This window comes from Achromobacter marplatensis (genome assembly GCF_002209535.1).
Lineage (GTDB): Bacteria > Pseudomonadota > Gammaproteobacteria > Burkholderiales > Burkholderiaceae_B > Achromobacter > Achromobacter marplatensis.
This window is the reverse complement of record NZ_NJIG01000001.1, coordinates 756,791-781,818: the sequence shown is the minus strand read 5'-3', so window position 1 is coordinate 781,818 and position 25,028 is coordinate 756,791. Positions and strand designations below refer to the sequence as shown.

The following is a 25,028-nucleotide window of genomic DNA, read 5'->3' as shown; positions in this document are numbered from 1 at the left end:
CAAGCGCGGTCGCCGGCTCTGTGCGCTACCGCACGGACGCGGGGCGCGGCCTATGCCATAAACGACCCGAGCCCGACCGCATTGCAATGCACCGTGCGGCATCCATGTGCGGGCCGACGGACGGGCGGGAGGGGGAAGTCGATGGACATGCAGGAATCGGGGCCAGAGGCCACACCGCTACCCACGCCCGCCTGGCAGGCGCTGGCGGACCATCGGCAAGCAATGCGCCCGGTGACCCTGCGGCAACTCTTCATGGAAGACCCGGTGCGCGGGGCGCGTCTGACGCTGGAGGCGGCTGGCTGGTATCTGGACTATTCCAAGAACCGGGTCACCCCTAGAACCGTGGAGCTTCTGGTGCGACTGGCCAAGGAATGCAGGCTGCCGGCCCGGATCGACGCCATGTTCCATGGCGACGCCATCAATGCCAGTGAAGGGCGGGCGGCGCTGCATGTCGCGTTGCGCATGCCTGCCGGGGAAGCCGTGCAGGTAGACGGCCGCGATGTCGGGCCGAACGTGCAGAAGACCTTGCACCGCATGGCGGCGCTGGCCATGCAGTTGCGCAGCGGCGCCTGCCTGGGCGGCACGGGCATGCCCATCCGGAATGTGATCAACCTGGGCATCGGCGGGTCGGCGATCGGCGTGGAAATGGCTTGCGCGGCGCTTGAACACTACGTCCAGCCCGGCCTGCTTGTGCGCTTTGTGTCGAACGTGGACGGTGCGGATTTCGCGCAGGCCACGCGAGGCCTGGATCCGCGCGAAACGCTGTTCATTGTCTGTTCAAAAAGCTGGCAGACCTCGGAAACCCGCCACAATGCGGCGTCGGCGCGCGTCTGGTGCATGCAAGCCCTGCAGGACGAAGACGCGTTGCAGGCGCATTTCGTGGCGGTCACGGGCAATCGCGAGGCCGCGATCCAATCCGGCATCGCGCGGGACCGCGTATTGGAGATCTGGGACTGGGTCAACGGACGCTATTCGCTGTGTTCGGCCATGGGCTTGGCGCTGATGGTGGCGGTGGGGCCGGAGGCTTTCGGCGAGATGCTGGCCGGCTGCCACGACATGGATACGCATTTCCGCAACGCGCCCCTGGAGCGGAACCTGCCGGTCATGCACGGGTTGATGGCCATCTGGAACAACAACTGCCTGGGCGCGCGCACCGCGGCCGTCCTGCCCTACGACCACCATTTGCGGCGTTTTCCGTCTTACGTGCAGCAGTTGATGATGGAAAGCAACGGCAAGTCCGTGACGCAGGACGGCAAGCCCGTGGCGGGGCACACCGGCCCCGTGTACTGGGGCGCTTGCGGCACGAACGGCCAGCATTCCTTTCACCAGTTGCTGCACCAGGGCAGCCAGATGGTGCCCTGCGATTTCATCGGATTCCTGGTGCCGCTTGCGGCTTCGCCCCGTCAGCACGAAGAATTGCTGGCCAACATGTTCGCGCAGGCCGAGGCCTTGGCGTTCGGCCAGGCGTTGGCCGATGACGGCGCCGCGGCCGCGCCTCACCGGCATGTCGAAGGCAACCGGCCCAGCAATACGCTGCTCTCCACCCGGCTGACGCCGCGGACGCTGGGTGCGCTGGTGGCGGTGTATGAACACAGCGCCTTTACGCAAGGGGCGGCGTGGAACATCGATTCCTTTGACCAGTGGGGCGTGGAACTCGGCAAGACGCTGGCGCTGCGCATCGTTCATGAATTGGATGCCGGCACGACGGGCATGCAAAACCATGACAGTTCCACGCGAGCCCTGATGCAGAAATACCTGGACGCCAGGATGGGAAAGACAAACCGGGGGACGGAGCAATAGTGCGCTACCCTGGAGGCACTCTGTTCGGTAGCGCACCAAGCGCCTGCCGATTACCCTCGCCGAGCGGGTAAGGCTTGTCGGAGCGCCTTCGGATTGCGCCCGCCCGACTCGCGGGCCTGCATTGGGCTTGTTGCAGGGAGCCGCCATGCCTGACTCACACGATCCCACCCAGAACCACCTGCTGGCGGCATTGCCCCCGGACGAGCAGGCCCGCCTGTTTCCGCTGCTTGAACGCGTGCCGATGCCGCTGGGCAAAGCGTTGTACGAACCGGGCGGCCGCATGCGGCACGTCTGCTTTCCGGTCGACTGCATCGTGTCGCTCCTGTGCGTCATGGAAGACGGCGCATCCACCGAAATCGCCGTAGTGGGAAACGAGGGCATCGTCGGCGTCTCGCTCTTCATGGGCGGAGAAACCACGCCCAGCCGCGCCATCGTGCAAAGCGCCGGCTCGGCCTTCCAGTTGAAGGGCCAGGCGCTGAAAGACGAATTCGACCGGGGCGGCGCCATGCAGCATCTGTTGCTGCGATACACCCAGGCGCTGCTGACGCAGATGGCGCAGACGGCCGTGTGCAACCGGCACCACTCGCTGGACCAGCAGCTTTGCCGCTGGCTGTTGCTGAGCCTGGACCGGCTGCGGTCCAACGAGATCGTGATGACGCAGGAACTGATCGCCAACATGCTTGGCGTGCGGCGCGAAGGGGTGACGGAGGCGGCCGGGCATTTGCAGACGGCGGGGCTCATCCGCTACCGGCGCGGCCACATCCAGGTAACCGATCGCGTCGGGCTCGAGGCGCGCGTGTGCGAGTGCTACACCGTGGTCCGTGATGAATACGCGCGTCTGCTCAGCCGGCGCACCGAGGCTGTACGCCCCTGAACGGGCGAACCGGAAACTGATCGTGCCTTCTGTCCAATCCGTGCATGAAGACGTGCCCAATCGCTTGCTTGACGCATTGCCCGGGCGCGAACGGGACCGGCTGCTCGGGCGCTTCGAAGCGGTCGAGCTAGTCTTTGGCCAATGCTTGCTGCAACCCGGCGGGCGCATGGGCGACGTCTATTTCCCGACGCACAGCTATATTTCGCTAATCCTGCCCTTGGCGCGCGGCCCGTCGCTGGAGGTGGGGTTGATCGGCAACGAAGGCATGTGGAGCGTCGACGTGCCGTTGGGCACGGATACCTCGCAACTACGTGCGGTGGTGCAGGGCGGCGGGGTCGCCTTGCGTATGCCGGCCGAGCGCTTCCGGCAGGAACTGGGCGCCAGCCAGGCGCTGCGACAGTTGATCAACGGTTACACGGTGGTTGTCCTGCAGCAGCTGGCGCAGGCGGCGGCCTGCATGCATTCCCATCTGGTCGAGGGCCGTCTGGCGCGGTGGCTGTTGATGACCCAGGACCGCGCCCACGCCGACCATTTCCACCTGACCCATGAGTACCTGGCCCACATGCTGGGCGTGCGCCGGGTGGGCGTGACCGTGGCGGCGTCGGCGCTGCAACAGCGCAAGCTGATCGCCTATCACCGCGGCGACATCGCCGTGCTGGACCGGCGCGGCCTGGAATCGGCCGCCTGCGAATGCTATGCGGCCGACCTGCTTAGCTACGCCAGGATCAATGGGCCGTCCAAGTAGACCGGGTGGTTTGACACCCGTCCGTTTCCCTTAAACTGGGCGTCTTTGCCAGCCGCCTGGAATGCTTCAATGAGATCGACCCGCGCCAACGCCCCGCTGCCTGTTTCCGAGCCGCGTCCGCCCCGGACCAAGCCCGCGGAGGTGCGGCTTGAGGAATTGATGGCGGCCGCCGAAAAGCTGTTCCTGGCCAACGGCGTGGAAGCCACCACTATCAGCAGCATCGTGGAAGAGGCGAACGTTGCAAAAGGCACGTTCTATCACTACTTCGCCGCCAAGACCGACATGTTGGCCGCGCTGGCCGAACGGTACACCCGCCAATACCTGGAGGTGCTGGAAGGGGCCGTGAACGCCTGTGCGGGCGACGATTGGGTCGGCAAGCTGCAAGCCTGGATCCATGCCAGCATCCAGACCTACGTGGATACCTACCGCACGCACGACATCGTTTATGGCAATCACCACCATCACGACCGCCAAAACCGCGACAAGAACGCCATTCTTGACCAGTTGCTGGGGATTCTGGAAGGAGGCAAGACCGCCGCGTTGTGGGCATTGCCGCAGCCCAGGATCACCGCCTTGCTGATCTATTCCGGCGTGCATGGCGTGGCCGACGACGCCATCGCGGCCAAGCTGAAGGATTGCACCGATTTCGCACGCAGTGTTTCGGACGACTGCCTGCGTATGTTGGGGGCGCCGGTTGCCGGGGCAGCGGCGGTCAAGCGGACAGCGAAAGCGCGTTGACCGGCGACGCGCCGCAAGACGGCTGCCGCCCGCGCACTTCCAGCACCGACGCGAACAGGCGCTGTGTATAAGGGTGCTGGGGCGCGTCGAACACTTGGGCCGTGTTGCCGGCTTCCACGACCTGGCCCTGCTGCAGCACGTACAGCCGGTCGACCATATGGCCGACGACGCCCAGGTTGTGGCTGATCAACAGCAAGGCCAGGCCCAGTTCCTGGCGCAATTCCTGCAGCAGGTTCAGGATCTGCGCCTGCACGGACACGTCCAGCGCGGAGGTGGGTTCGTCGCAGATCAGCAGTTGTGGCTGCACCGCCAGTGCGCGGGCGATGGCCACGCGTTGACGCTGGCCGCCGGACAGCGCGTGCGGATAAGCGCCGCGCGTGCGGGCGGGCAGGCCCACCTGGTCCAGCAAACGGGTGGTTTCGGCCGCGATATCCACGGTGTCGCCCCGACCGGCACGCAATCGCAGCGGCAGCGCCAGCAGGCGTTCGACGGTGTAGCTGGGGTTCAGCGACCCGTATGGGTCCTGGAACACCGGCTGCACGATCCGGGCGATGCGTTTGCGGGGCAAGCCGGTGACAGGATGGCCGGCCAACAGCACCGAGCCCGCGCTGGGCGTGTCCAAGCCCAGCAACAACCTGGCCAGCGTGCTTTTTCCGGAGCCCGATTCGCCCACGATGCCTACGGCTTCGCCCGCGTCGACATGCAGCGACACGGCGTCCAGCGCGGTGTGCATGGTCGGCGGGCGCCAGAATGCCGCGCGGTGGGTATAGCGGCGGGTGAGGGCGTCGGCCTGCACCAGGCGGACGACAGCGGGAACGCTCATGGGCGGGCCTCGAATGGCGCGTGGCAGCGCCGCAGGCGCTGGTCTTGGTAAGCCGTCAGGGCGGGCGGCGGTCCGGCGCAGACCTCGGCGGCATGGCGGCACCGGGGTGCGAAGACGCAGGCTTCTGGCGCCTGCGTCAGCGCGGGCACCACGCCGGGAATGATGGGCAGGCGCTGCGCGCCAGAGCGCTGGGCAACTTGCGGGATGCTGTCCAGCAGGCCTTGGGTGTACGGATGGCCGGGGGCCGCCAGCACCTGCGACGTGGCGCCCGATTCGACGATCTGGCCGGCATACATCACGGACACGTGGTCGGTGTAGTGGGACACCACGCCCAGGTCATGCGTGATCAGCAGCACGGCCAGCCCCATTTCGCGTTGCAGCGTCTTCAGCAGCTCCAGGATCTGCTTCTGGATCGTGACGTCCAGCGCCGTGGTGGGCTCGTCGGCCACGATCAGCTCGGGGCCGCACATCAAGGCCATCGCGATCAGGACGCGCTGGCGCATGCCGCCGGACAGCTCGTGCGGATACTGGCCCAGGCGGGCCTGGGGCTGCGAAATGCCGACGCGGTCCAGCAAATGCAGCGCGCGTTCGCGGGCGCCGCCGTCATGGCGGTGGCTGCGGTAGACGGTCATCAACTGCTGGCCGATGGTGAACGTGGGGTTGAGCGCCGTCATGGGTTCCTGGAACACCATGGCGATGCGGTCGCCGCGCAGCGCATTCATCCGCCGGTCCGGGGCCGCCAGCAGGTCTTCGCCGTCGAATGCCAGGCGGTCGGCCTGCACGCGCGCGCCGCGCGGCAGCAGGCGCAGCAGGCTCAACGCCGTCAGCGATTTGCCGCAGCCGCTTTCGCCGACCAGGCCCAGGGTGGCCCCCCGCTCGATGCGCAGATCGATCCCGCGCACGGCTTGCAGGGTGCCCGCGCGGGTCGGCAAGGTGATGTGCAGGTTGCGCACGTCGAGCACCGGGGCGGCAGGAGTCGGGGACCGCTGCATCATGCCTCCCGGCGGGTGCGCAGGCCGTCGCCCGTCAGGTTGATGCCCAGCACCAGCAAGAGCAGCGCGGCGCCGGGCAACGCGATCAGCCACGGGCTGAAGAACATGAAGGATTTGGCTTCGGACAGCATCAGGCCCCAGGACGGATAGGGGGCCGGCACGCCCAGGCCCAGGAAAGACAGCGCGGCTTCGACCAGGATGGCATGCGCCATTTCCACGGTGGCGATCACCAGCAGCGGGCCGCGGATGTTGGGCAGGATCTCGCGCACGAGGATATGCAGGTGCGAACAGCCCATTGCGCGCGCGGCGGTGACATAGTCGGCGTTGCGCAGTTGCATGGCCGCACTGCGCGCCACCACCGCGAAGTGGTCCCACAGGAGCAGGCCCAGCACCAGCACCACCGTCGTCAGCGAATTGCCGGTAACGGATACGATCGCCAGCGCCGCCAGCACGATGGGCATGCTGATCCGCGTATTGATGATGAAGCTGATGACCGCATCGGCCACGCCGCCGGCGTAGCCGGCGATGAGGCCCAATGTGATGCCGATGAAACCCGAGACGATCACCACTGCAAAACCGATGGCCAGCGAAATACGTGCGCCGTAGACGAGCCGCGCCAGATAATCCCGGCCCAATTGGTCCGTGCCCAGCCAGTGCGCAGGCAGTGTCTTGTCGTGCCAGAACGGCTGCGCCAGGCGCTGGCCCAGTGACTGGGTGAACGGGTCGTTCGTCAGCAGGGACGGTCCGAACAGGGCGATGAACGCCAGCGCGGCGATGATGGCGATGCCGCAGTAGAACCCCAGACGGCGCGGCATCACGAGGCCGCTCGCTTCAGGCGGGGATCCAGAAGGGTGTTCAGCACGTCGGACAGGAAGGTCAACACGATGTAGGTCAGGGAGATCATCAGGACGACCGCCTGGATGACCGGCATGTCGGCGCGGATCATGGATTGCCAGGCCAGATACCCGATGCCATGGATGGCGAAGATGGATTCGATGACGATGGACCCGCCCAGCATGAAGCCGAACTGCACGGCGCCCAGCGACACCACCGGCAGCAGCGCGTTGCGCAGGGCGCTCTTGAACAGGATGACGCGCCCCGGCAACCCCATGGCGCGCGCCGTGCGGATGTAATCGGATTCCAGCGCCTGCACCATGCCGCTGCGGGTCAGGCGGGTCAGCGCAGGCAGCGCGTACAGGCTGAGGGCGATGGTGGGCATGACGTAGTGCGCCAACGTGCCGCTGCCGGATATCGGCAGCCAGCGCAGCTTGACGCCGAAGAAGATGATCAGCAGCAGGGCGGCCCAGAAGCTGGGCATGGCTTGCACCACGGCGGTGACGAAGGACACGACCCGGTCGGTCCAGCCGCCGCGATGGGCCGCCGCCATCACACCGGCGGGCACCGCCACCGCCAGCGCCAGCAGGATCGCCGTCAACGCCAGCAAGGCGGTCACCCCGACCCGGTCGGCCAGCATGCGGGAGACGGGTTCGCCCGTCAACTGCGAGGTACCCAGGTCGCCCGCCACGAGGCGCCCCAGGTAGGCCGCATAGCGCTCGGGCAAGGGGCGGTCCAGCGCATAACGTACCCGCAGGGCCTGCAGGTCCGCTTCCGTAGGGCTGTCGCCCGCCAGCGCCAGGGCAGGGTCGACAGCCACGTTGGACAAGACGAAGCACAGCAGGGAGACGGTAAGCGCGACCATCACCGCCAGGCCGGCACGCCGCAACAGCAAAGAAAGCATGGCGGGTTACTTGGCCGACCAGCCCAGCTGATAAAAGCGCGGGATTCCGTCCGGCGACGGCTGATAAGCCAGGCGTTTGTCGGTAGCGTAGCCCACTACGATGGTGTGCATGGGCACGAAATAGGCGCGTTCGGCGGCCAGCTTGATGGCGCGGGAATATTCCGTGCGGCGCGTGGCTTCGTCGATGGCGTTGTCGGCGCGCTGCAGGATGTCGCGCAGTTCGGCGTCGTGAAAACCGTCCTGCGGGCTGAAGTTGAAGAACGCGGAAAGCGATGCCGAGGTGTCGAACATCGACGACGAGCCCCAATCGCCATACCAAAGGTCGAGCTTGCCTTCGCGCCATTTGCTGAAACTGGCGCGGGACTGCAGCATTTCCAGGTTGGCGTCGATGCCGACCGCTGCCAGATATGCCTTGACGGCTTCGGCGCGCGGGCGGTCGCGGAAGGACGACAGGCTGACCTTGAAGCCCTTGGGGTAGCCGGCCTGGGCCAGCAGCTCGCGCGCCTTCGCAGGGTTGTAGTCATAGACGGGGGCCGCGGCCTCGTCGCAGCCGAACTGCAGCGGGTGGCACAGCGTGGCCAGTTGCTTGCCTTCGCCGCCCAGCAGCGTGTCGACGATCTTTTTCCTGTCGATGGCGTGGTTGATGGCCTGGCGCACGCGGACGTCCTTAAGCGGACTGTTCTCGCCGCTGGCGCGACCGCGCGCATCCAGCAAGATGGTCGCGATGGTCAGCGTGGAGCCGAATTGCGCCTGCAGGGTCGGCACGGCCTGCAGTTGCGGGATCTGGTCCGCGGACAGGTTCCAAGTCCAGTCCACGCTGCCGCCGATGACCTCGGCAATGCGGGTCGCCTCGTCGGGAATGATGCGCACGGTGATGCGGTCCAGCTTGGCCGCGCCTTTGGCACCGCCGAAGTAGGACTTGTTTTTCTCCAGCACGTACTCGTTGCCGCGCGTGGCGCCCAGCTTGAAGGGGCCCGTGCCCACCGGCTGCTTGCCGAAGGCCTGCTGCCCGACCTTTTCGAAGTAGGCCTTGGGGAAGATCGCCAGCGAACCCGATACAAACTCCAGTGCGGCCGGGAAGGGCGCCTTGGAAATGATGCGAACCTGATGGTCGCCGACCTTTTCAACCGACGCGATCCAGTCCAGCCAGTTGGCCGAGCGGGCGCCGGATTCGGGGCGCGCGTAGTACTGGAGCGTAAAGACCACGTCGTCGGCGGTGAAGGGGTCGCCGTTGTGGAACGTCACGCCGGGGCGCAGATCGAACTCCCAGGTCTTGTCGTCGAGGCGGCGCCAGGCGGTGGCCAGCGAGGGCTCGTACTGCCCGGTGGCCAGATTGCGTTCGATCAGCGTGTCGTACAGCTGGCGCGAGGCCACGATGCCTTCGCGGGCCGTGCTCAGATAGGCGTCGAAGCTGGGCATCTCTTCCGTCAACGCGACCACCGCCGTGTTGTCTTGGGGGCCTGCATAAGCGGGGTGACCGAGGAGGATTGCCGCCGCGAACGCGCAACGAACTACCGACTTGTCAAACGGGAGCATGAGACCGACCAGTTGAGGTTTTTCAGGACGAGCGATGCTACAGGAGCAAGCGCGCGGGCTTTAGCTGCATTGGCTATGTGGATATGGCGAATCGATCCTCTGGCGCGCGGGGCTTTCTTGCCATAATCCGCGTCTTGTTTTTTGGCCGGCCGCGCCGTGACGCGGCGTGCGCCGCGGATAAAGGATTCAGCATGGCCGAAGTGGCAGGAACGTTGGAAGGGATCGTCGGCGACGCCGGCGTGCTGGAGCAGGTCGCCGCCGAGGCGAGCGTGTGGCGCCGCCAATTCCACGCCGCGCCCGAGCTGCGCTATGAAGAACACGCCACGTCGGCCTTCATCGCCGAGAAGCTGCGCGCGTTCGGCTTTGACCGCGTCGAGACGGGCATCGGCAAGACCGGCGTGGTCGGCGTGCTTGCCGGTCGGCGCGCGGGCCCTGGCCGCAACGTGGGCCTGCGTGCGGATATGGACGCCTTGCCGATTCACGAAGCCAACGACGTCGCCCACAAGTCGCGCCACACCGGCATCATGCACGCCTGCGGCCACGACGGCCATAGCGCCACCTTGCTGGCCGCGGCCCGCTATCTGTCGGTGGACCGCGACTTCGCGGGCACGGCGGTCTTCATCTTCCAGCCGGCCGAGGAAGGCGGTGCGGGCGGCAAGGCCATGATCGAGGACGGCCTGTTCGAGCGGTTTGACGTGGACGAAGTGTATGGCCTGCACAACATGCCCAATCTGGCGCTGGGCAAGTTTTCGACGACCGTTGGCCCGGTCACCTCCGCGTCCGATCGCTTCACGATCGATATCGAGGGCCGCGGCAGCCATGCCTCGCGCCCGCAAGAGGGCGTGGACACCGTCATCGTCGGCACCCAGATTGTCAATGCCTTGCAGACGATCGTGTCGCGCAACGTGCATCCGCATGAAAGCGCGGTCGTATCGATCACCATGTTCCATGCCGGCGAGACGGACAACGTCATTCCGCAAAAGGCCCAGTTGCGTGGCACGGTGCGCACCTTCAATCCGGACATCCAGGACATGGTCGAGGCCCGCATGAAGGACGTGGTGGCAGGCATTGCCGGCACCTTCGGCGCCACGGCGAAGCTCCATTACCTGCGGGACTATCCCGTTACGCTGAATCACCCGGAAAACACGGCGCACGCGGTACGCATTGCGCGTAGCCTGGTAGGCCCTGACCGCGTGGTGGACAACATGAAACCGGTAATGGGGGGCGAAGACTTCTCGTTTATGCTTCAGAAAAAGCCCGGCGCGTTCGTCTTTTTCGGAAACGGCCCGTCGTTCGGGCTGCACACGCCCCAGTACGACTTCAATGACAAAGCCATCAGCCACGGCGCCGCATTCTGGATCCGCCTGGTCCAGGACCGCACCGTTCTTTAAGCGGTGCCGGCCTTGACCCGCACCCGCCACCCTTCGCTGGCGCATTGGGGCGCGTTCACCGCCGTGGTCGAAGACGGCCGGGTGGTCGACTGCGAACCGTTCGGCGCCGACCGCGCGCCCTCTGCCATGCTGGGTTCGATCGCGGAGATGCTGCATTCCCCCTTGCGCATCCAGCGGCCCTCCGTGCGCAAGGGCTGGCTGGCGGGCAACCGCGACCGCGAAGGCGACGAGTACGTGGAAGTGTCCTGGGACCACGCGCTGGACCTGGTGGCGGGTGAACTCGCGCGGGTGCGCGAGCAATCGGGCCCGGCCGGCATCTTCGGCGGCTCTTACGGCTGGTCCTCCGCTGGGCGCGTGCACCATGCACGCAGCCTGATCCGCCGCTTCCTGTTCCAGGGCGGCGGCTGCGTGGATCAGGTGGGCAACTACAGCTGGGGCGCGGCGCAGTTTCTGTTGCCGCACGTGATCGGCACGACCAGCCCGGTCAGCGGCGACGTCACCGATTGGGAAAGCGTGCTGGAGCACACCCGCATCATCGTGGCGTTTGGCGGCATACCGGTAAAGAACAGCCAAGTCACCTCCGGCGGCGCCGGCCTGCACAACCTGCCGGGCTGGCTCGCGCGCGCGCAGGCCGCCGGCATCCGGCTGGTCGTGGTCAGCCCGACGCGCGCCGATATCCCGGAAGGCGTCGCCGCGGATTGGATTCCCGTGCGGCCCAATACCGACACGGCGTTGATGCTGGGCATGGCCCACACGCTGCTTTCCGAAAACCGGTACGACAGGGCATTCCTGGACACGCATTGCGTGGGGTTCGACCCCTGGGCCGCGTACTTGACGGGCGCCACCGACGGCCAGCCCAAGGACGCATGCTGGGCGGCCGGCATTACGGGCGTGCCCGCCGAGACCATTGCCGCGCTGGCGCGCAGCAGCGCGAACCAGCGCAGCCTGCTGACGGCGGCGTGGTCGCTGCAACGCGCGCAGCATGGCGAACAACCCTATTGGGCGGTGATCGGCCTGGCGGCGTTGGCCGGCCAGATCGGACTGCCGGGCGGCGGCTTCGCCTTTGGCCACGCGTCGCTCAACGGCATCGGCCAGCCGCGCCGGCAAGTGCCGGGGCCGGAAGTGCCGGTGCCCAGGAACCCCGCGCAATTGGCGATTCCGGTCGCGCGCATCACCGACATGCTGCTGGCGCCGGGCGCCGAATATGAATTCAACGGCGCGCGGCATCACTATCCGGATGTGAAGCTGATCTATTGGGCGGGCGGCAATCCGTTCCACCATCACCAGGACCAGAACCGGTTCCGGCAGGCCTGGCGCAAGCCCGAAACGGTGATCGTGCATGAATCCTGGTGGACGCCGTTGGCGCGCCGGGCAGACATCGTGCTGCCGGCCACGACGTCGCTGGAACGCTGCGACGTCGGCGGGTCGACGCGCGACCCCTATGTGTTCGCCATGCATCGGGCCGTGGCCCCGCACGGCGAGGCCCGCAACGACTTCGACATCTTTGCCGACCTGGCCCGGCGCGCGGGCTTTCACGAGGCGTTCACGGCAGGGCGCGACGAAATGGGCTGGTGCCGCCACGTGTATGAAGGCATGCGCGCGGGTTGCGCGGACAAGGGGGTGACGCTGCCGCCCTTCGATGAATTCTGGGCGCGCGGCCATGCCGAGCTGCCGCCGCCCGAATCGCAGTACGTGTTGTTCGAGGCGTTCCGGCGCGATCCCGCGGCGCATCCGTTGCGCACGCCTTCGGGCAAGATCGAACTGCATTCGCAGGTGGTGGCGGGCTTCGGCTACGCGGACTGCCCGGGGTACCCGGTGTGGCTGGCGCCGTCGGAGTGGCTGGGCGCCAGGGCGGCGGACCAATGGCCGCTGCACCTGCTGACGAACCAGCCGCGCCACCGGCTGCACAGCCAGCTGGACCCTGCGGCCTTGTCGCGCGCTGGCAAGATCCAGGGCTGCGAACCCATTGCGATGCATCCCGATGATGCGGCCGCGCGACAGATCCGGGATGGAGACCGCGTGCGCGTCTTCAACGGGCGCGGCGCCTGCCTGGCCGGCGTGAAGCTGGACACGGGGCTGATGCCCGGCGTGGTGGTGATGGCCACCGGCGCCTGGTCGGACCCGGACGGCGATCTGGACCGGCACGGCAACCCGAACACGCTGACCGCCGACATCGGCACGTCGCGGCTGGCGCAAGGGCCCAGCGCCCAGACGGCGCTGGTGCAGGTCGAGCGCGACCTGGAACCGGCCGTCGCGCACCGCGCCTGGGAAAGCCCGGCCATCTCGCCCGGCGGCTTATGACTTTTCACGGCAGTAAAGGCCGAGTCAACGATTTCCCGCACATATGATTAGAACGGCACGTTCTGATTTCTAGCGGCAAACTCCGGATTCCTTATTTACCGACTGCGACATGGTGCCCCCGATGCGCATGTCCCTTTGATCCGGAGTGCGCAATGAGCCTCAAACGCTATCTAGGCCTGGTCCTGTCTGCGTCCGTTTTCACCGCCGCCCATGCGGCGGACATCACCTTGGCGCTGGGTACCGAACCGTCCACGCTGGATCCGCAGACGGCGCAGGACGGCTCCGAGCGCGCCGTGTCGCGCAACATCTTCGAAACGCTGCTGACCCGCACGCCCAAGGGCGAGTTGGTGCCGCAGCTGGCCACCGCGCTGCCGCGCCAGACCGGCGCCGATACGTGGGAAGTGACGTTGCGCCCGAACCTCAAGTTCAGCGATGGCCAGGCGCTTGACGCCGCGGCGGTGGCCGCCAGCATCAACCGGATCGTCGACCCGAAGACCGCGTCGCGCCAGCGTCCGTTCTTCCTCGGCATCAAGCGCGCCGAGGCCGTGGATGCCGTAACGGTGCGCGTGCACACCAACGGCGCGGATCCGGCATTGCCCGCGCGCCTGTCGTGGCTGACCATCGTGTCGCCGTCGGCCGCGGCCGATGGCAGCCTGGGCCAGAAACCGGTGGGCAGCGGCCCCTACGTGCTGACGGAATGGGCCAAGGGCAACCGCATCGTGTTGTCGCGCAACCCGAACTATTGGAATCCGTCGGCGGTGGGCAACGTGGACCGCGCCACCTACCGGTTCGTGGCCGAGCCCGGCACGCGCCTGTCGGGCCTGCGGGCGGGCGACTTCGACTTCATCACCAACGTGCTGCCCGAGGACACCAAGCGGGTCGCCAAGGCCGTGACCTTGCAAGGCACCGACTTGCCCTTCGTGTCGCTCAATGCCTTGAAGGGCCTGACGCGCGACGTGCGCGTGCGCCAGGCGCTGAACTACGCCGTGGACAAGGAATCGCTGGCCAAGGACCTGTATGGCGGCTACGCGACCGTGTCGCACGGCCAGTTGCTGGCGCCGGGCTGGTTCGGTTACGACGCCAGCATCCAGCCGTATCCGTATGACCCCGCACGCGCCACCGAACTGCTGAAGGCCGCCGGCGTCTATGGCAAGACCATCGATCTGTACGCGCCGTCGGGCCGCTGGCTCAAGGACAAGGAACTGGCCGAGACCATCGCCGCCTACTGGGAGGCGGCAGGCCTGAAGGTCAACTTCCGCGTGCTGGCCTGGGCCGAGTATCTGGAGGCCATCAACAAGAACCGCGTGCCGACCGAAGCGCAGATCAGCAGCAGCCATTCGAACCAGTTGCTGGATGCCGACCGCACGCTTAGCGCCTATTACGCCGAGGGCGGCGTGGCGGCGGCCAATGACAATGCCGAATTGAAGGGCCTGATCGACGAGGCGCGCCAGGAGGCCGACCCCGTCAAGCGCCAGGCGCTGTATTCCAAGGCACTGAAGATTGGCCGCGACGAGGCCTATCTGGTGTTCCTGCTGGAAGGCGGCGAGATCTTCGGCTTGTCCAAGCGCATTGACTTTTCGCCGCGCGTCGATGGCCTGATTCCGGTGAAGGACATCCGTGTCATCGAGTAATTCTGCCGGGCGCGGCTTGCCGCGCTTTTTGCTGGGCCGCCTGGCGCAGGGCCTGCTGGTCGTGCTGGGCGTGACCACCATCGTGTTCATCGTGACGCGCCTGGTGGGCGACCCCGTCCAGGCGATGCTGCCGGTGGACGCCTCCGCCGCCGACCGCGCGGTGCTGGCGCGGGCGCTGGGCATGGACGGCCCCATCTGGTCGCAGTACCTGCACTACCTGCGCGATATCGCCTTGTTCGATTTCGGCAATTCCATCTGGCAGCAACGGCCCGCGATGGACATCGTGCTGGAGCGATTGCCCAGCACGCTGACGCTGTGCGCCGGCGCGCTGGGCTTGGCGATCTTGGCGGGGGTGCCGTTGGGGATCGTCGCCGCGCTGCGCCCGGGGCAGTGGGCCGACCGTATCTCGGTGGTGCTGAGCCTGGCTGGGCTGTCGCTGCCGCAGTTCTGGCTGGGCCTGCTGTTGATCCTGCTGTTTGCGGTGACGCTGAACTGGCTGCCGTCCTCGGGCGCCGAGGCGGCGGGCAGCGGCGTGCTGCCGATGCTGACGCTGGCGCTGCCGGCGCTTGGCCGCATCGCCATGATGCTGCGCTCGGCGCTGATCGACGAACTGAATTCGCTGTACGTGCGCACCGCCCGGGCCAAGGGCCTGCGGTCGGGCCGCATCGTGTTGGTGCATGCCTTGCGCAACGCCGCCGTGCCCACGGTGGCGCTGCTGGGCTGGGAGTTTGCCGGCATGCTGGCCGGGCACACCGTTGTGGTGGAAACCGTATTCGCCTGGCCCGGCCTGGGCCAGACTGCGGTCCAGGCCATCGAGCGCCAGGACCTGGTGCTGTTGCAGGCCGTCGTGTTCTTCATTGCATTCCTGATCGTGATCATCAATTTCTGTCTGGACATTCTGTACCGGCTGCTGGATCGGAGGATCGCGGTATGAGCGCGGTTCCCGCATGGATGGGTGACGCTGCCGAGGCGTCCCCGCCGGTCGCGCCGCGAGGCTGGCGCGCGCTGTCCGACCGGCAGCGTGGCTGGATACTGGCCTTGTCTTTACTGTTGCTGCTGGCGGCGGTGGCGGTCGTGCTGCCCTGGCTGGCGCCTTACGATCCGGCGGCGATCAAACTGTCCGCCCGGCTGCGCCCCCCGGTCTGGGAGGCGCGTGGCACCTGGAGCAACGTGCTGGGCACCGACAACCTGGGCCGCGATGTGCTCAGCCGCATCCTGCATGGGGCGCGGCTGTCGATCCTGATCGGCGCGGCGGTGGTGGCGGTTTCGGCCACGTTCGGCGTGCTGGTGGGACTGGTCGCGGGTTTTGCCGGCGGGCGGGTGGATGCGGCGCTGATGCGCTGGGTCGACGTGCACGTGGCGTTTCCCGGCCTGCTGCTGTCGCTGGTGATCCTGGTGATCCTGGGGCCGGGCCCTGGCACCGTGATCCTGGCGCTGGCCTTGAATGGCTGGATGGTCTACGCGCGGCAGATCCGCAGCGTGGTGCTATCGGTGCGCCAGCTGCCCTATATCGAAAGCGCCGAAATGGCGGGCGCGCGCGCCGGCCGCATCCTGCTGCGGCACATCCTGCCCAACCTGGCGGCGCCGCTGATCACGCTGATGGTGCTGGAGTTCGCCCGCGTGGTGCTGGCCGAGGCTGCCTTGTCGTTCCTGGGCGTGGGCGTGCAGCCGCCGGCGGTGTCGTGGGGGCTGGATGTGGCCAATGGCCGCAACTATCTGACCAGCGCCTGGTGGCTGGCGACGTTCCCCGGCCTGTCGATCGCCCTGACCGTGCTGATCGTCAATGTGGCGGCCAGCCGGCTGCGGCTGGCGCTGGATCCGCGCGAGCGCGAAAAGGACTTCGCGCGGCGCTTGATTGCGAAGGTGCGTCGATGAGCGAAACCCCATTGCTGAGCGTGCGCGGCCTGAGCGTCGAGTTCCTGACCCGCCATGGCAACGTGTCCGCCGTCGATTCGGTGTCGTTCGACCTGCGGGCAGGCGAAACCCTGGCCCTGGTGGGCGAAAGCGGCTCCGGCAAAAGCGCCTGTGCGCTGGCCCTGATGGGCCTGACCACGCTGCCCGGCCGGGTGGCGGGCGGCCAGGTGCTGTTCGACGGGCAAGACCTGCTGGCGGCGCCGCCTCGCGTGCTGGAAGACTTGCGCGGCAATCGCATCGCCATGGTGTTTCAGGACCCCATGAGCGCGCTGAACCCGCTATTGGCCATCGGCACGCAGATCGACGAGGTACTGGTGCGCCACACGGCGCTTGACCGCGCCCAGCGTCGTGCCCGCATCATTGAACTGCTGGGCCAGGTCGGCATCCCCAAGCCGGCCGAGCGCCTGGACCGCCTGCCGCACGAGTTCTCCGGCGGCCAGCGCCAACGCATCCTGATCGCCATGGCGCTGGCCTGCGACCCGCAGATCCTGATCGCCGACGAACCCACGACCGCGTTGGACGTGACCATCCAGGCGCAGATCCTGGACTTGCTGGCCGAGCTGAAGCAGCGCTTGGGCCTGGCGATGCTGCTGGTGACGCACGATCTGGGCGTGGTGGCCAAGGTGGCGGACCGCGTGGCGGTCATGTACGCCGGCCGGCTGGTCGAACTGGCCGATGCGGACGCGCTGTTCGCCGAACCCGCGCACCCTTATACCGCGGGCTTGCTGCGCGCCACCCCGCGCCTGACCGATACGCGCCACCGCATGATCGCGATCGACGGCGTGCCGCCCGACCTGCGGTTGCGCCGCAGCCATTGCGATTTCGCGCCGCGTTGCCCCGGCGCCGATGCGGCGTGCGCACAACGCCCCGCGTTGCGCGACATCGGCCATGGCCGCCTGGCGGCCTGCGTGCGGCCGTCTGCGCCCGTCTGGATGCAGGACCATGACTGATTCCTCCCCTCTGTTGCAGGCGCGCGACCTTCGCGTGCATTACCCCGTGCGTTCGGCGGGCTGGTTCGGCAAGCCGGTGCTGGCGCGCGCCGTGGACGGTGTGTCGCTGGAGGTGGCGCGGGGCGAAACGCTGGGCCTGGTCGGCGAGTCCGGCTCGGGCAAGACGACGCTGGGTCGCGCGGTGCTGCGCCGCACGCCGCTGACGGCCGGCTCCATCCATTTCAAGGGCGAAGACATCACGCACGCGGGCAAGTCCCAACTGCGCGAGCTGCGCCGCCATATGCAGCTGGTCTTCCAGGACCCGTCCACCAGCCTGAACCCGCGCCACACCGTGTTCGAGGCCATCGCCGAGCCCTTGATCGTGCATGGCTGGAATGCCGGCCGTGATGCCTTGCGCCGGCGGGTCGCCGAACTGATCGACCAGGTCGGCCTGCCGGCCGACGCGGCCGAGCGCTATCCGCACGCCTTTTCCGGCGGGCAGCGCCAGCGCGTGGGCATTGCGCGGGCGCTGGCGATCCGCCCGGACCTGATCGTGGCGGACGAGCCCGTGTCGGCGCTGGATGTCTCGGTACGCGCGCAGATCATCAACCTGTTCCAGGACCTGCAGCAAGAGCTGGGCTTGTCGTTCCTGCTGATCGCGCATGATCTGGCGGTGGTGCGGCACGTCTCGCATCGCATTGCCATCATGTATGCGGGGCAGGTGGTCGAGACCGGGTCCCGCGACGATATCTACGAGCGTCCGCTGCACCCCTATACGCGCGGCTTGCTGGCGGCGGTGCCGGAACCCGAACGCGGCGCGTCCCGCCGCCAGGTCTTTGCCGTGGCCCCGGGCGAGCCGCCCAGCCCGATGTCGCCGCCCTCGGGCTGCCGCTACCACCCGCGTTGCCCGCAGGGGGCCGACCGCTGCCGCATGGCCGCGCCGCCGCTGGAAACGCGCGCCGCCGGGCATGCGGTGGCCTGCTGGTTCGCCGCCCCCATTCCTGCTACACCTTGATTCGTATCCTGAATTCACCACCCCTTAATGGAGAGATCTTCATGTCTGTGCAAGCCCTAGCTCCTGTTGATGCCGCTGACGCCGCCGCCGTGCGCGCCTGGTTCAAGGAACTGTCCGACCACGTGCAAGCCGTGGATTACGCCGCTGCCCGCCACCTGTTCGCCGACGACTTCGTTGCTTTCGGCACCTATACCAACTTCGTCAGCGGCCGCGAACACGCGGAAAAGACGCAGTGGCGCAATGTCTGGTTCACGATCGATGATTTCATCTGGCGCCTGGACGATGTCCAGAGCTTCGTCTCGCCGGACCGCCTGTTCGCCGTGGGCCTGGCGGTGTGGGATTCGACCGGCTATCACCCGGACGGCAAGCCGTTTGACCGCGTCGGCCGCGCCACCGTGTCGTTCGCGCGCGAAGCCGTGGGCGAGCCCTGGGTGGCCACGCACACGCATATGTCGCTGTTCCGCGATACGCCCAGCGTGTCGCATGGGAACAAGCCGGCCCGCAGCTGATCCGCTGCAGCGCCCCAAGAAAGAACGGCCCCACTGGGGCCGTTTTTTTACGCTGCCAGATTGCGCCGCAGCGCCTGGACGAGGTCCGTCCTGGCCTCTTGCGCTTGCGGCAGGATTCGCGTCATGCCGATGAAGCTGTGTGGCACGCCCGAATACACGATGAAGGTCGGCGCGGGGCCGGTGGCAAACAGCTTGTTGGCCAGATCCAGCGTGTCGTCCAGCAGCGGGTCCAGGGCGGCTGCCTGCAGGATCAGGGGCGGCAGGCCGGCCACGTCCGCATGCAAGGGCGCCACACCGGGATCGGTCAGCTGCGCGGCATCGCCGACGTACTGCTTCCAGAACCAGTCCAGCTTTTCCGTGGACAAGCCGAAGCGCCCGTCGCCAAAGGATTCGTGCGACGGCGTGTCGCGGCGCGCCGACAGCATGCCGTAGATCACCACGCCGGTCTTGATGAAGGCATCGCCTTCGTCACGCAGCCGTTGCAGGGCGGCCAGTGTCAGGTTGCCGCCGGCGGACTCGCCGCCGACCGACAGGCGTGTTGCGTCCAGCCCCAGCGAGGGCGCCTGGTCGCGCAGCCAGCGCAGGGCGCCCAGCACCTGTTCCAGCGCCACCGGGTAGCGGGCTTCGGGCGACAGCGCGTAGGACAGGCCGGCGGTGACGATGCCGGCTTCGGCGGCGATCTCGCGCTTCCAGCGGTCCAGCGTGTCCAGGTCGCCGTGCGCAAAGCCGCCCCCGTGCAGATGCAGGTACAGGGGCAGCGGGGCATCCGAGGCGCTTTCCGGGTAGTACAGGCGCAACGTCGCGGGCACGGCCAGATGGTCCAGCCGGTGTTCAACCACGCGGCCCACGGGCGGGGCGGGCTGGCTCAGCCATTCCTGATACGCGCGGCTTTTTTCGCGGGTATCGGCAAGCGGCGTGGTCAGCACGTTGGGCGTGCCCACGCCATGTTGCTTGGCCAGCGCTTGGGCGGCCAGCACGTCGGCTGCCAGGGTAGGGGTGGGGGAAGCGTCGCTCATGAGGATTCCAATGCTCGGAACCCGCCAGTATGACGCGCTTCGCGCTAGTGCGCTAAATAAGCGTTAGGCATATTGATCCAACCCGGCCAGGAAGCGGCGGATCGATCCGGTGTAGATATCGCCCCGATCCTCGCCTTTCCAGTCTTCCACCAGGGTTGCATTGGGCGCCAGACGGGCGATCTCGTGGGCGATTTCCGTCGGGTGAAGGACGTCGTTGCCCGCCAGGATCAGCAACGGGGTCTGCGTGGCGGCTACGGTCTGCCGGCTGACGCTATAGACGAAATCGCCGTCGAACAGGTTGGCGCGCAGGCCCTCCAGCGCCGCCTCGTCCACGCCCTCCGGGCGTTGGCGCAGACCGTCCGCCCAACTGTCGAAGGATTCCGCGCGGTTTGCGGCATTGGCGGCGGACAGGCCGATGGGTTGCTGCAGGATGGCCCCGGTGACACGGTCGGGCGCCAGCGCGCACAGTTTCAGCGCAAAGGAGGCGCCGATGCAGGACCCCAGCACGTGAAAGCGGTCCACGCCCAGGCTGTCCAGCAGCCGCAGGTGGTCTTCTGCGTAGGTCTGCCAGCCGTCGGAGGCCTGGATGGGCGCGCGGGAGCGGCCGGCGTTGCGCTGATCGATGGCGATGCAGCGGTACCGGGTCGACAACGCCGCGATGGGGTCCGGATAGTCGCGCGGCTTGCCGTCGCGCGTGACGCGCCACAGCTCGACGTGCGACAGCAGGCCGCCGGGCGCCAGCATCAGGAGCGGATGCCCCTGGCCATGGATTTCGTAATAGATGTCGGCGTTTGCCAGATGAGCGATGGGCATGGGCGGTGCGCGAGGGGTGCGCTTCAGTTGACGGATACGCCCGTCTGCTGGAGCAGGGCGGGGAACTTGACGGCGTCGCTGCGGATGCGGTCGGCGAAGTCAGCCGGCGTGCCGCCGATGGCTTCGAAGCCTTGGGCGCGCAGACGCTCGCGGAACGCCGGTTCGTCCAGCGCCGTCTTGACCGATTGGCCGATGCGCTGCACCACCTCGGGCGCGGTGCCGGCCGGCGCCAGCATGCCGAACCAGCCTGATCCGCTGTCCAGGTCCAGCCCGGCTTCGCGGGCCGTGGGTACGTCGGCAATGATGGGGCTACGTTCGGCCTGCAGCACGGCCAGTCCGCGCAGCTTGCCGGTGCGGATCAGATTGGCCGCCGCGGGCACCGCCACGATGGCCGCATCGGTTTCGCCCGCCAGCAGGGCCACGACCGCGGGGCCTGCGCCCTTGTACGGCACGTGCAGCAGCGTTTCGGGATACAAGCCCTGCAGGCGGGCCAAGGCCATGTGGTTGCTGTTGCCATACCCTGGCGTGCCGACGTTCACCAGCCGTTGGCTGCCCAGCCGCCGCAGCCCGGCGATGTCCTGGATGTCGGAGTCGGCCCGTACGACGATCACCGGCGGGGTGACGGCCACGATGCCTACGGGCGCGAAGCTGCGCTCGGCGTCGTAGTTGACGTTGTTCTTGAAGAGCGTTTGATTGGCCACCAGCATGTCGCCGGTCAGCAGCAGGGTGTAGCCGTCCGGTTGCGCGCGCGCCACCATTTCAGATGCGATGTTGCCGCCGGCGCCGGCACGGTTCTCGACGATGACCGGCACATTCCATTGGGCGCCCAGTTGTTCGGCCAGGCCTCGGCCCAGCGCGTCCATCGCGCCGCCGGGCGACAGCGGCAACACCAGGCGCACGGGCTTGTCGGGAAAGGCCGCCTCGGCGGCGGTACTGAAGGCAGCCGCGGCCAGGGCGGCGATCGTCAAGGCGCGGCGTAGCCGCGAAATTCGGGTCATGCGGAGTTCCTGTCTTTATCCGACCGGCGCCCGTCAAGGCGCCTAAACCTTGATCCTAGGGACTTCGGCCGTCCGGATGAACGACGCATTTCGCATTTGAATAGTTGGATTGCGGCGCGTAATCGCTGCCGCCGGCCAGCCAGGCGCTATGATGATTTCGTTTCCGGCTGCGCCCGGATCCCGTCGCCCTCCGGCGCCTTTCTTGGAATCGCCACGCATGAATGACCGTCTATCGCAGACGCTGCTCCGGTTCGACCACTACAACGGAACCGACCCCAACCTGTTTTCCTGGCAGGGCGAGACCTGTCCCCAGGAATTGTTCCTGGCGCAGAAGCTGCACGAATGGGTGATGAAGCTGGCACCGGATGCGTCCGAGCCGCTGGTCCTGGCGTCGCGCTGTCAGCATATCGGCCGGTGGGAGATCGCCAGAAAGCGTTATCCCGAAGGCCGCATCGGCTATCTGACCTGGCGCAAGGCGCTGGCGCGCCATCATGCGGAAATCGCGCAAGGCATCCTGCGCGACACCGGTTACCCGCAAGACGTGATCGACCGCGTGACGGCGATCGTCATGAAGCAGGGCATCAAGCAGGACGCCGACGTGCAGACGATGGAGAACGCCTTATGCCTGGTGTTCCTGCAATACCAGTATGAAGCCTTCCATCCCGCGCACGGCGAGAAGATCGTGGATATCTTGAAGAAGTCGCTGCTGAAGATGGATGCGGCCGGCCACAAGTGGGCATTGACGCTGCCGTATTCTCCGGCGGGCATGGCGCATATCGAAAAGGCGCTTGCGGCCTGACGCGGAGTTCGCGCGCGCAAGAACAAACCCGGCCTGCTGCGTGAGCGGCAGGCCGGGTTGTTTTTATCGCCGCGCGGTTGCTACCGCGGGTTTGCCACCACGCGTTTGCCACCATCTGGGCCGCCAGGCGGCCCGTATTACGTAGGCGTGTCGGTGCTGGACGAGTCGGCGGCCGGCGCGTCAGCCGACGTGTCGGCAGCTGCGTTGGCCGGCGCATCAGCCGCAGGGGCCGGGGCGACAGCAGGCGCCTCGGTGCCGGGCGCGGCGGAAGCCGGCAGATCGGCAACCGTGGCGTCGGCAACCGGCGCATCCGCGGCCGGCGCGCCAGCGGCGGCCGGAGTTCCGGCTGCGGCAGCGGCTTCCGCCTTCTTGGCCTTGTTGCGCGCGGCGGCGTTCTTGGAGGCGCTGCGCGAAGCCATGCGCTTGGCGTGCTTGGCTTCGTTGGCCGTCACGGCGCCCGAAGGTTCGCCGTTCAGGTCCACGCGCGGCGCATCTTCCACCATGCAGGTCCAGTAGCGGCGGCCATCACACCAGGTCTTGACCGCTTCCTTGATCTGCGCCTCGTCCAGCTGCAGGGCCTGGGCGTGCTGCACCAGGTCCGCCAGCACACCGAGCTTCAGCGGAAGCTTGGGAGCGGGGTTCTTGGGGAATGCCTTGGGGAACTGGCGTTGCAGGCGCGAAATCGCGACCACGACGGGATCCACGGGCGTCTCGCGGCGTTCTGCGCGTTGCGGCCGTTGGCCCTTGTCGCCGCCTTGGGGGCGTGCGCCTTTATCGCCGCCTTGCGGACGCGGGCCCTTGCCGGCGCCTTGCGACGAACGGGGTCCCTTGCCGCCGCCCTGCGGACGCGATTCCTTCTTGGGGGTCGGCTCTTCGGGCGCTTGCTTGGTAATCAATGCCCGGATAGCGGCTAACTGTTCTAGTCCCATGTGCTACACAAAAAAAAGGTTGAGGCCGTGAGCATCAGCGCTCCGGCGGCTATCCCGACACCACGACAAGCAGTGCCAGGGACAAAAGAATGCCGAACGCGGCCAAGGCGAACGGCAGTAGTAGAACATAGACGCTGCGTTCTTGCCCTTGGCCGTGAGCCAGACCGGCTGCAATCGACATTCTTACCGGTGAAAAAATGCCCATCGCCGTGCCCGATACGTGTAACAGCGCGGCCGCTGCCGGCACGTTCAGGCCCGCATGAACCGCCAATGATAGCTGGGATGGCATGAACAGACTGTTCGGCGCGTTGCCGCTGTTGGCCAGAATGCCGAAGGCGCCGGCCAGCACGGGGGTGATCAGGATGGTCCAGTCCTGCAGCGTGGCGAACAGGCCGTCCGCGTAGGCCTGCGAGATGCCGGCGCCCGCCAGCACTTCGGCCATCATGGCGAACAGGAAAACGGACATGACGGCATGGCGGCCGGTCTTCCATGAGGCGCGCGCCTGGGTGGCCAGCGCGCCCGGCTGGCGGTGCCAGGCGGCCATGGCAAACGCGCCCGCGATCAGCCAGCTGCCTGCGTGCAGGAACGGCATCCAGGCGGGCAGGTCCGCGAACGGGCGGATATCGGCCAGCGCCCCCAGGGCCCGATTGAGCCCGGGGATGAGGCGCGTGGCCACCAGACAGGCGATCACCAGGATGTAAGGCAGCGCGCGCTTGGCGGCGGCCACGGCCTGCGGCCGGCCAGGGCGGCGGTCCAGCAGGAAGCGCAGCACGATCAACGGGCCGTAGGCGGCCAGCAGCGCGGTTTCGGGTCCCAGCAAGGCCGTGGCGGCCGTCAGCAGCCCCAGGCTGGCAGTCATCCAGACAGCTTCCCGCCGGTGTTCGGCCGCATCCGCCCGAAGGCCTGCGTGGCGCGCGGTACGCCAGAACAGGATCATCCACACGACCATCAGGAGCGCCACCGCCACCATGCTGTACAACGCCAGCTGTGGGGCCGGCACCCGTGCATAGGCCGAGGCCAGCAGCGTGCCGCTGCCCATTGCCCCCCAGGGGATCAGGGTCTGGCTCAGCAAGGCGAACACCATGATGTCGCGCGGTTTCAAGCCCAGCGGACGGATCAGCAGCACGGTGCCCAGCATGCCCACGCCAAAGCCGGTGGCGGATTCGGCAAACGGTCCGATCAGGAAACAGGCGAAGAACAGGCGCCGGCGCCGCGCGAGCGGATCGTTCAGTTCGGCTTGGTCGGCGGCCGGGGCGGGCGCGTGGCCTTGCGAGGCCATCTGCCAGAACAGCAGGCCGCCCAGGATGTAAGGGGTGATGATCCAGCCGATCCACAGACCGCGTTCGAGCGTCACCGCCAGTTGGGCGCCGGTGAAGGGCGCGGGCGCTGCGTAAAGCGCGATGGGGATGGCGGCAAACAGCCCCAGCACGGCGGCGATCGTGGTGTTCACCCGGCCGCTGGCGATGGCGCCGATCACGGTCAGGGCGGGCAGGGACCACAGAAGATACGTCATGGGCGCGGCGGGGCTGGGTTGTAG

Annotated in this window: 23 protein-coding genes; 13 read left to right on the top strand and 10 right to left on the bottom strand. The window is 67.4% G+C overall.

The window, feature by feature from the left end; all coding sequences use genetic code 11:
- The first annotated feature begins 141 nt into the window (after positions 1-141).
- From pgi to CEY09_RS03365, 4 genes are all read left to right on the top strand, one after another.
- A complete protein-coding gene (gene pgi, locus CEY09_RS03380) occupies positions 142-1,800 on the top strand; it encodes a glucose-6-phosphate isomerase (protein ID WP_088587540.1) in 1,659 nt (552 codons plus the stop codon).
- 145 nt (positions 1,801-1,945) lie between these two features.
- Entirely contained in the window at positions 1,946-2,674 is a 729-nt protein-coding gene (locus CEY09_RS03375; RefSeq protein WP_006225890.1) for a Crp/Fnr family transcriptional regulator, read from the top strand.
- A 22-nt stretch (positions 2,675-2,696) separates the two neighbouring features.
- Positions 2,697-3,419, top strand: a complete 723-nt coding sequence (locus CEY09_RS03370) for a Crp/Fnr family transcriptional regulator (protein WP_088587539.1) — start codon at positions 2,697-2,699, stop codon at positions 3,417-3,419.
- A 159-nt stretch (positions 3,420-3,578) separates the two neighbouring features.
- Complete coding sequence (locus CEY09_RS03365) at positions 3,579-4,157, top strand: TetR/AcrR family transcriptional regulator (protein WP_088587611.1); 579 nt, start codon at positions 3,579-3,581, stop codon at positions 4,155-4,157.
- Here the strand turns inward: CEY09_RS03365 and CEY09_RS03360 are convergent.
- The 5 genes from CEY09_RS03360 to CEY09_RS03340 are packed head-to-tail and all read right to left on the bottom strand — an operon-like array spanning position 4,132 to position 9,246.
- The gene (locus tag CEY09_RS03360; RefSeq protein ID WP_088587538.1) at positions 4,132-4,980 is read right to left on the bottom strand and encodes an ABC transporter ATP-binding protein; all 849 of its coding nucleotides are present in this window, start codon (positions 4,978-4,980) and stop codon (positions 4,132-4,134) included. The two genes, CEY09_RS03365 and CEY09_RS03360, sit on opposite strands and share 26 nt — an antisense overlap.
- Positions 4,977-5,975 carry an ABC transporter ATP-binding protein gene (locus CEY09_RS03355; RefSeq protein WP_234818217.1) on the bottom strand — a complete coding sequence of 333 codons (999 nt, stop codon included), beginning with the start codon at positions 5,973-5,975 and terminating at the stop codon, positions 4,977-4,979. Before CEY09_RS03355 ends, CEY09_RS03360 begins: the two co-directional genes overlap by 4 nt.
- A complete protein-coding gene (locus CEY09_RS03350; protein WP_088587536.1) occupies positions 5,972-6,787 on the bottom strand; it encodes an ABC transporter permease in 816 nt (271 codons plus the stop codon). Before CEY09_RS03350 ends, CEY09_RS03355 begins: the two co-directional genes overlap by 4 nt.
- Positions 6,787-7,710 (bottom strand): ABC transporter permease, encoded by a 924-nt coding sequence (locus tag CEY09_RS03345; RefSeq protein ID WP_088587535.1) that lies wholly within the window; start codon positions 7,708-7,710, stop codon positions 6,787-6,789. The genes CEY09_RS03350 and CEY09_RS03345 overlap by 1 nt, the downstream gene beginning before the upstream one ends.
- A 6-nt stretch (positions 7,711-7,716) precedes the next feature.
- Positions 7,717-9,246: an ABC transporter substrate-binding protein gene (locus CEY09_RS03340; RefSeq protein WP_088587534.1), complete on the bottom strand. Its 1,530-nt coding sequence runs from the start codon at positions 9,244-9,246 to the stop codon at positions 7,717-7,719.
- 191 nt (positions 9,247-9,437) lie between these two features.
- Here CEY09_RS03340 and CEY09_RS03335 point away from each other — a divergent pair, with 191 nt between their 5' ends.
- The 8 genes from CEY09_RS03335 (at position 9,438) to CEY09_RS03300 (ending at position 18,936) form a co-directional block, all read left to right on the top strand.
- Entirely contained in the window at positions 9,438-10,637 is a 1,200-nt protein-coding gene (locus tag CEY09_RS03335; protein ID WP_088587533.1) for a M20 aminoacylase family protein, read from the top strand.
- 3 nt (positions 10,638-10,640) lie between these two features.
- Positions 10,641-12,938, top strand: a complete 2,298-nt coding sequence (locus CEY09_RS03330; RefSeq protein WP_234818216.1) for a molybdopterin-dependent oxidoreductase — start codon at positions 10,641-10,643, stop codon at positions 12,936-12,938.
- A gap of 152 nt (positions 12,939-13,090) precedes the next feature.
- Positions 13,091-14,569, top strand: coding sequence for an ABC transporter substrate-binding protein (locus tag CEY09_RS03325; protein ID WP_088587532.1), 1,479 nt, complete (start codon positions 13,091-13,093; stop codon positions 14,567-14,569).
- Entirely contained in the window at positions 14,556-15,503 is a 948-nt protein-coding gene (locus tag CEY09_RS03320; RefSeq protein WP_234818215.1) for an ABC transporter permease, read from the top strand. Before CEY09_RS03325 ends, CEY09_RS03320 begins: the two co-directional genes overlap by 14 nt.
- On the top strand, positions 15,500-16,444 hold the full coding sequence (locus tag CEY09_RS03315) for an ABC transporter permease (protein WP_234818214.1): 945 nt from the start codon (positions 15,500-15,502) through the stop codon (positions 16,442-16,444). The genes CEY09_RS03320 and CEY09_RS03315 overlap by 4 nt, the downstream gene beginning before the upstream one ends.
- Positions 16,441-17,433 (top strand): ABC transporter ATP-binding protein, encoded by a 993-nt coding sequence (locus CEY09_RS32375; RefSeq protein WP_088587530.1) that lies wholly within the window; start codon positions 16,441-16,443, stop codon positions 17,431-17,433. Before CEY09_RS03315 ends, CEY09_RS32375 begins: the two co-directional genes overlap by 4 nt.
- The gene (locus tag CEY09_RS32370; protein WP_234818213.1) at positions 17,426-18,427 is read left to right on the top strand and encodes an ABC transporter ATP-binding protein; all 1,002 of its coding nucleotides are present in this window, start codon (positions 17,426-17,428) and stop codon (positions 18,425-18,427) included. The genes CEY09_RS32375 and CEY09_RS32370 overlap by 8 nt, the downstream gene beginning before the upstream one ends.
- Before the next feature lie 41 nt (positions 18,428-18,468).
- Positions 18,469-18,936 (top strand): YybH family protein, encoded by a 468-nt coding sequence (locus tag CEY09_RS03300; RefSeq protein ID WP_006225881.1) that lies wholly within the window; start codon positions 18,469-18,471, stop codon positions 18,934-18,936.
- Between the two features lie 47 nt (positions 18,937-18,983).
- Here the strand turns inward: CEY09_RS03300 and CEY09_RS03295 are convergent, their stop codons facing one another.
- The 3 genes from CEY09_RS03295 to CEY09_RS03285 all read right to left on the bottom strand — a co-directional run bounded on the left by CEY09_RS03295 (position 18,984) and on the right by CEY09_RS03285 (position 21,763).
- Positions 18,984-19,952 carry an alpha/beta hydrolase gene (locus tag CEY09_RS03295; RefSeq protein WP_088587529.1) on the bottom strand — a complete coding sequence of 323 codons (969 nt, stop codon included), beginning with the start codon at positions 19,950-19,952 and terminating at the stop codon, positions 18,984-18,986.
- A 63-nt stretch (positions 19,953-20,015) separates the two neighbouring features.
- Positions 20,016-20,765, bottom strand: a complete 750-nt coding sequence (locus CEY09_RS03290) for an alpha/beta fold hydrolase (RefSeq protein WP_088587528.1) — start codon at positions 20,763-20,765, stop codon at positions 20,016-20,018.
- 23 nt (positions 20,766-20,788) lie between these two features.
- Complete coding sequence (locus CEY09_RS03285) at positions 20,789-21,763, bottom strand: tripartite tricarboxylate transporter substrate binding protein (protein WP_088587527.1); 975 nt, start codon at positions 21,761-21,763, stop codon at positions 20,789-20,791.
- Between the two features lie 217 nt (positions 21,764-21,980).
- Between CEY09_RS03285 and CEY09_RS03280 the strand changes: the two genes are divergently transcribed.
- Positions 21,981-22,562 (top strand): DUF4202 domain-containing protein, encoded by a 582-nt coding sequence (locus CEY09_RS03280; protein WP_088587526.1) that lies wholly within the window; start codon positions 21,981-21,983, stop codon positions 22,560-22,562.
- 137 nt (positions 22,563-22,699) lie between these two features.
- Here the strand turns inward: CEY09_RS03280 and CEY09_RS03275 are convergent, their stop codons facing one another.
- Positions 22,700-23,458: a ProQ/FinO family protein gene (locus tag CEY09_RS03275; RefSeq protein ID WP_006225876.1), complete on the bottom strand. Its 759-nt coding sequence runs from the start codon at positions 23,456-23,458 to the stop codon at positions 22,700-22,702.
- 82 nt (positions 23,459-23,540) lie between these two features.
- Entirely contained in the window at positions 23,541-25,004 is a 1,464-nt protein-coding gene (locus CEY09_RS03270) for a hypothetical protein (protein ID WP_088587525.1), read from the bottom strand.
- Positions 25,005-25,028: the final 24 nt, after the last annotated feature.

Coding starts and splice junctions, on each gene's coding strand:
- pgi (WP_088587540.1), top strand. CDS start 142: ATGGACATGCAGGAATCGGGGCCAGAGGCCACACCGCTACCCACGCCC.
- CEY09_RS03375 (WP_006225890.1), top strand. CDS start 1,946: ATGCCTGACTCACACGATCCCACCCAGAACCACCTGCTGGCGGCATTG.
- CEY09_RS03365 (WP_088587611.1), top strand. CDS start 3,579: ATGGCGGCCGCCGAAAAGCTGTTCCTGGCCAACGGCGTGGAAGCCACC.
- CEY09_RS03360 (WP_088587538.1), bottom strand. CDS start 4,980: ATGAGCGTTCCCGCTGTCGTCCGCCTGGTGCAGGCCGACGCCCTCACC.
- CEY09_RS03355 (WP_234818217.1), bottom strand. CDS start 5,975: ATGATGCAGCGGTCCCCGACTCCTGCCGCCCCGGTGCTCGACGTGCGC.
- CEY09_RS03350 (WP_088587536.1), bottom strand. CDS start 6,787: ATGCCGCGCCGTCTGGGGTTCTACTGCGGCATCGCCATCATCGCCGCG.
- CEY09_RS03345 (WP_088587535.1), bottom strand. CDS start 7,710: ATGCTTTCTTTGCTGTTGCGGCGTGCCGGCCTGGCGGTGATGGTCGCG.
- CEY09_RS03340 (WP_088587534.1), bottom strand. CDS start 9,246: ATGCTCCCGTTTGACAAGTCGGTAGTTCGTTGCGCGTTCGCGGCGGCA.
- CEY09_RS03335 (WP_088587533.1), top strand. CDS start 9,438: ATGGCCGAAGTGGCAGGAACGTTGGAAGGGATCGTCGGCGACGCCGGC.
- CEY09_RS03325 (WP_088587532.1), top strand. CDS start 13,091: ATGAGCCTCAAACGCTATCTAGGCCTGGTCCTGTCTGCGTCCGTTTTC.
- CEY09_RS03315 (WP_234818214.1), top strand. CDS start 15,500: ATGAGCGCGGTTCCCGCATGGATGGGTGACGCTGCCGAGGCGTCCCCG.
- CEY09_RS32375 (WP_088587530.1), top strand. CDS start 16,441: ATGAGCGAAACCCCATTGCTGAGCGTGCGCGGCCTGAGCGTCGAGTTC.
- CEY09_RS32370 (WP_234818213.1), top strand. CDS start 17,426: ATGACTGATTCCTCCCCTCTGTTGCAGGCGCGCGACCTTCGCGTGCAT.
- CEY09_RS03300 (WP_006225881.1), top strand. CDS start 18,469: ATGTCTGTGCAAGCCCTAGCTCCTGTTGATGCCGCTGACGCCGCCGCC.
- CEY09_RS03295 (WP_088587529.1), bottom strand. CDS start 19,952: ATGAGCGACGCTTCCCCCACCCCTACCCTGGCAGCCGACGTGCTGGCC.
- CEY09_RS03290 (WP_088587528.1), bottom strand. CDS start 20,765: ATGCCCATCGCTCATCTGGCAAACGCCGACATCTATTACGAAATCCAT.
- CEY09_RS03285 (WP_088587527.1), bottom strand. CDS start 21,763: ATGACCCGAATTTCGCGGCTACGCCGCGCCTTGACGATCGCCGCCCTG.
- CEY09_RS03280 (WP_088587526.1), top strand. CDS start 21,981: ATGAATGACCGTCTATCGCAGACGCTGCTCCGGTTCGACCACTACAAC.
- CEY09_RS03270 (WP_088587525.1), bottom strand. CDS start 25,004: ATGACGTATCTTCTGTGGTCCCTGCCCGCCCTGACCGTGATCGGCGCC.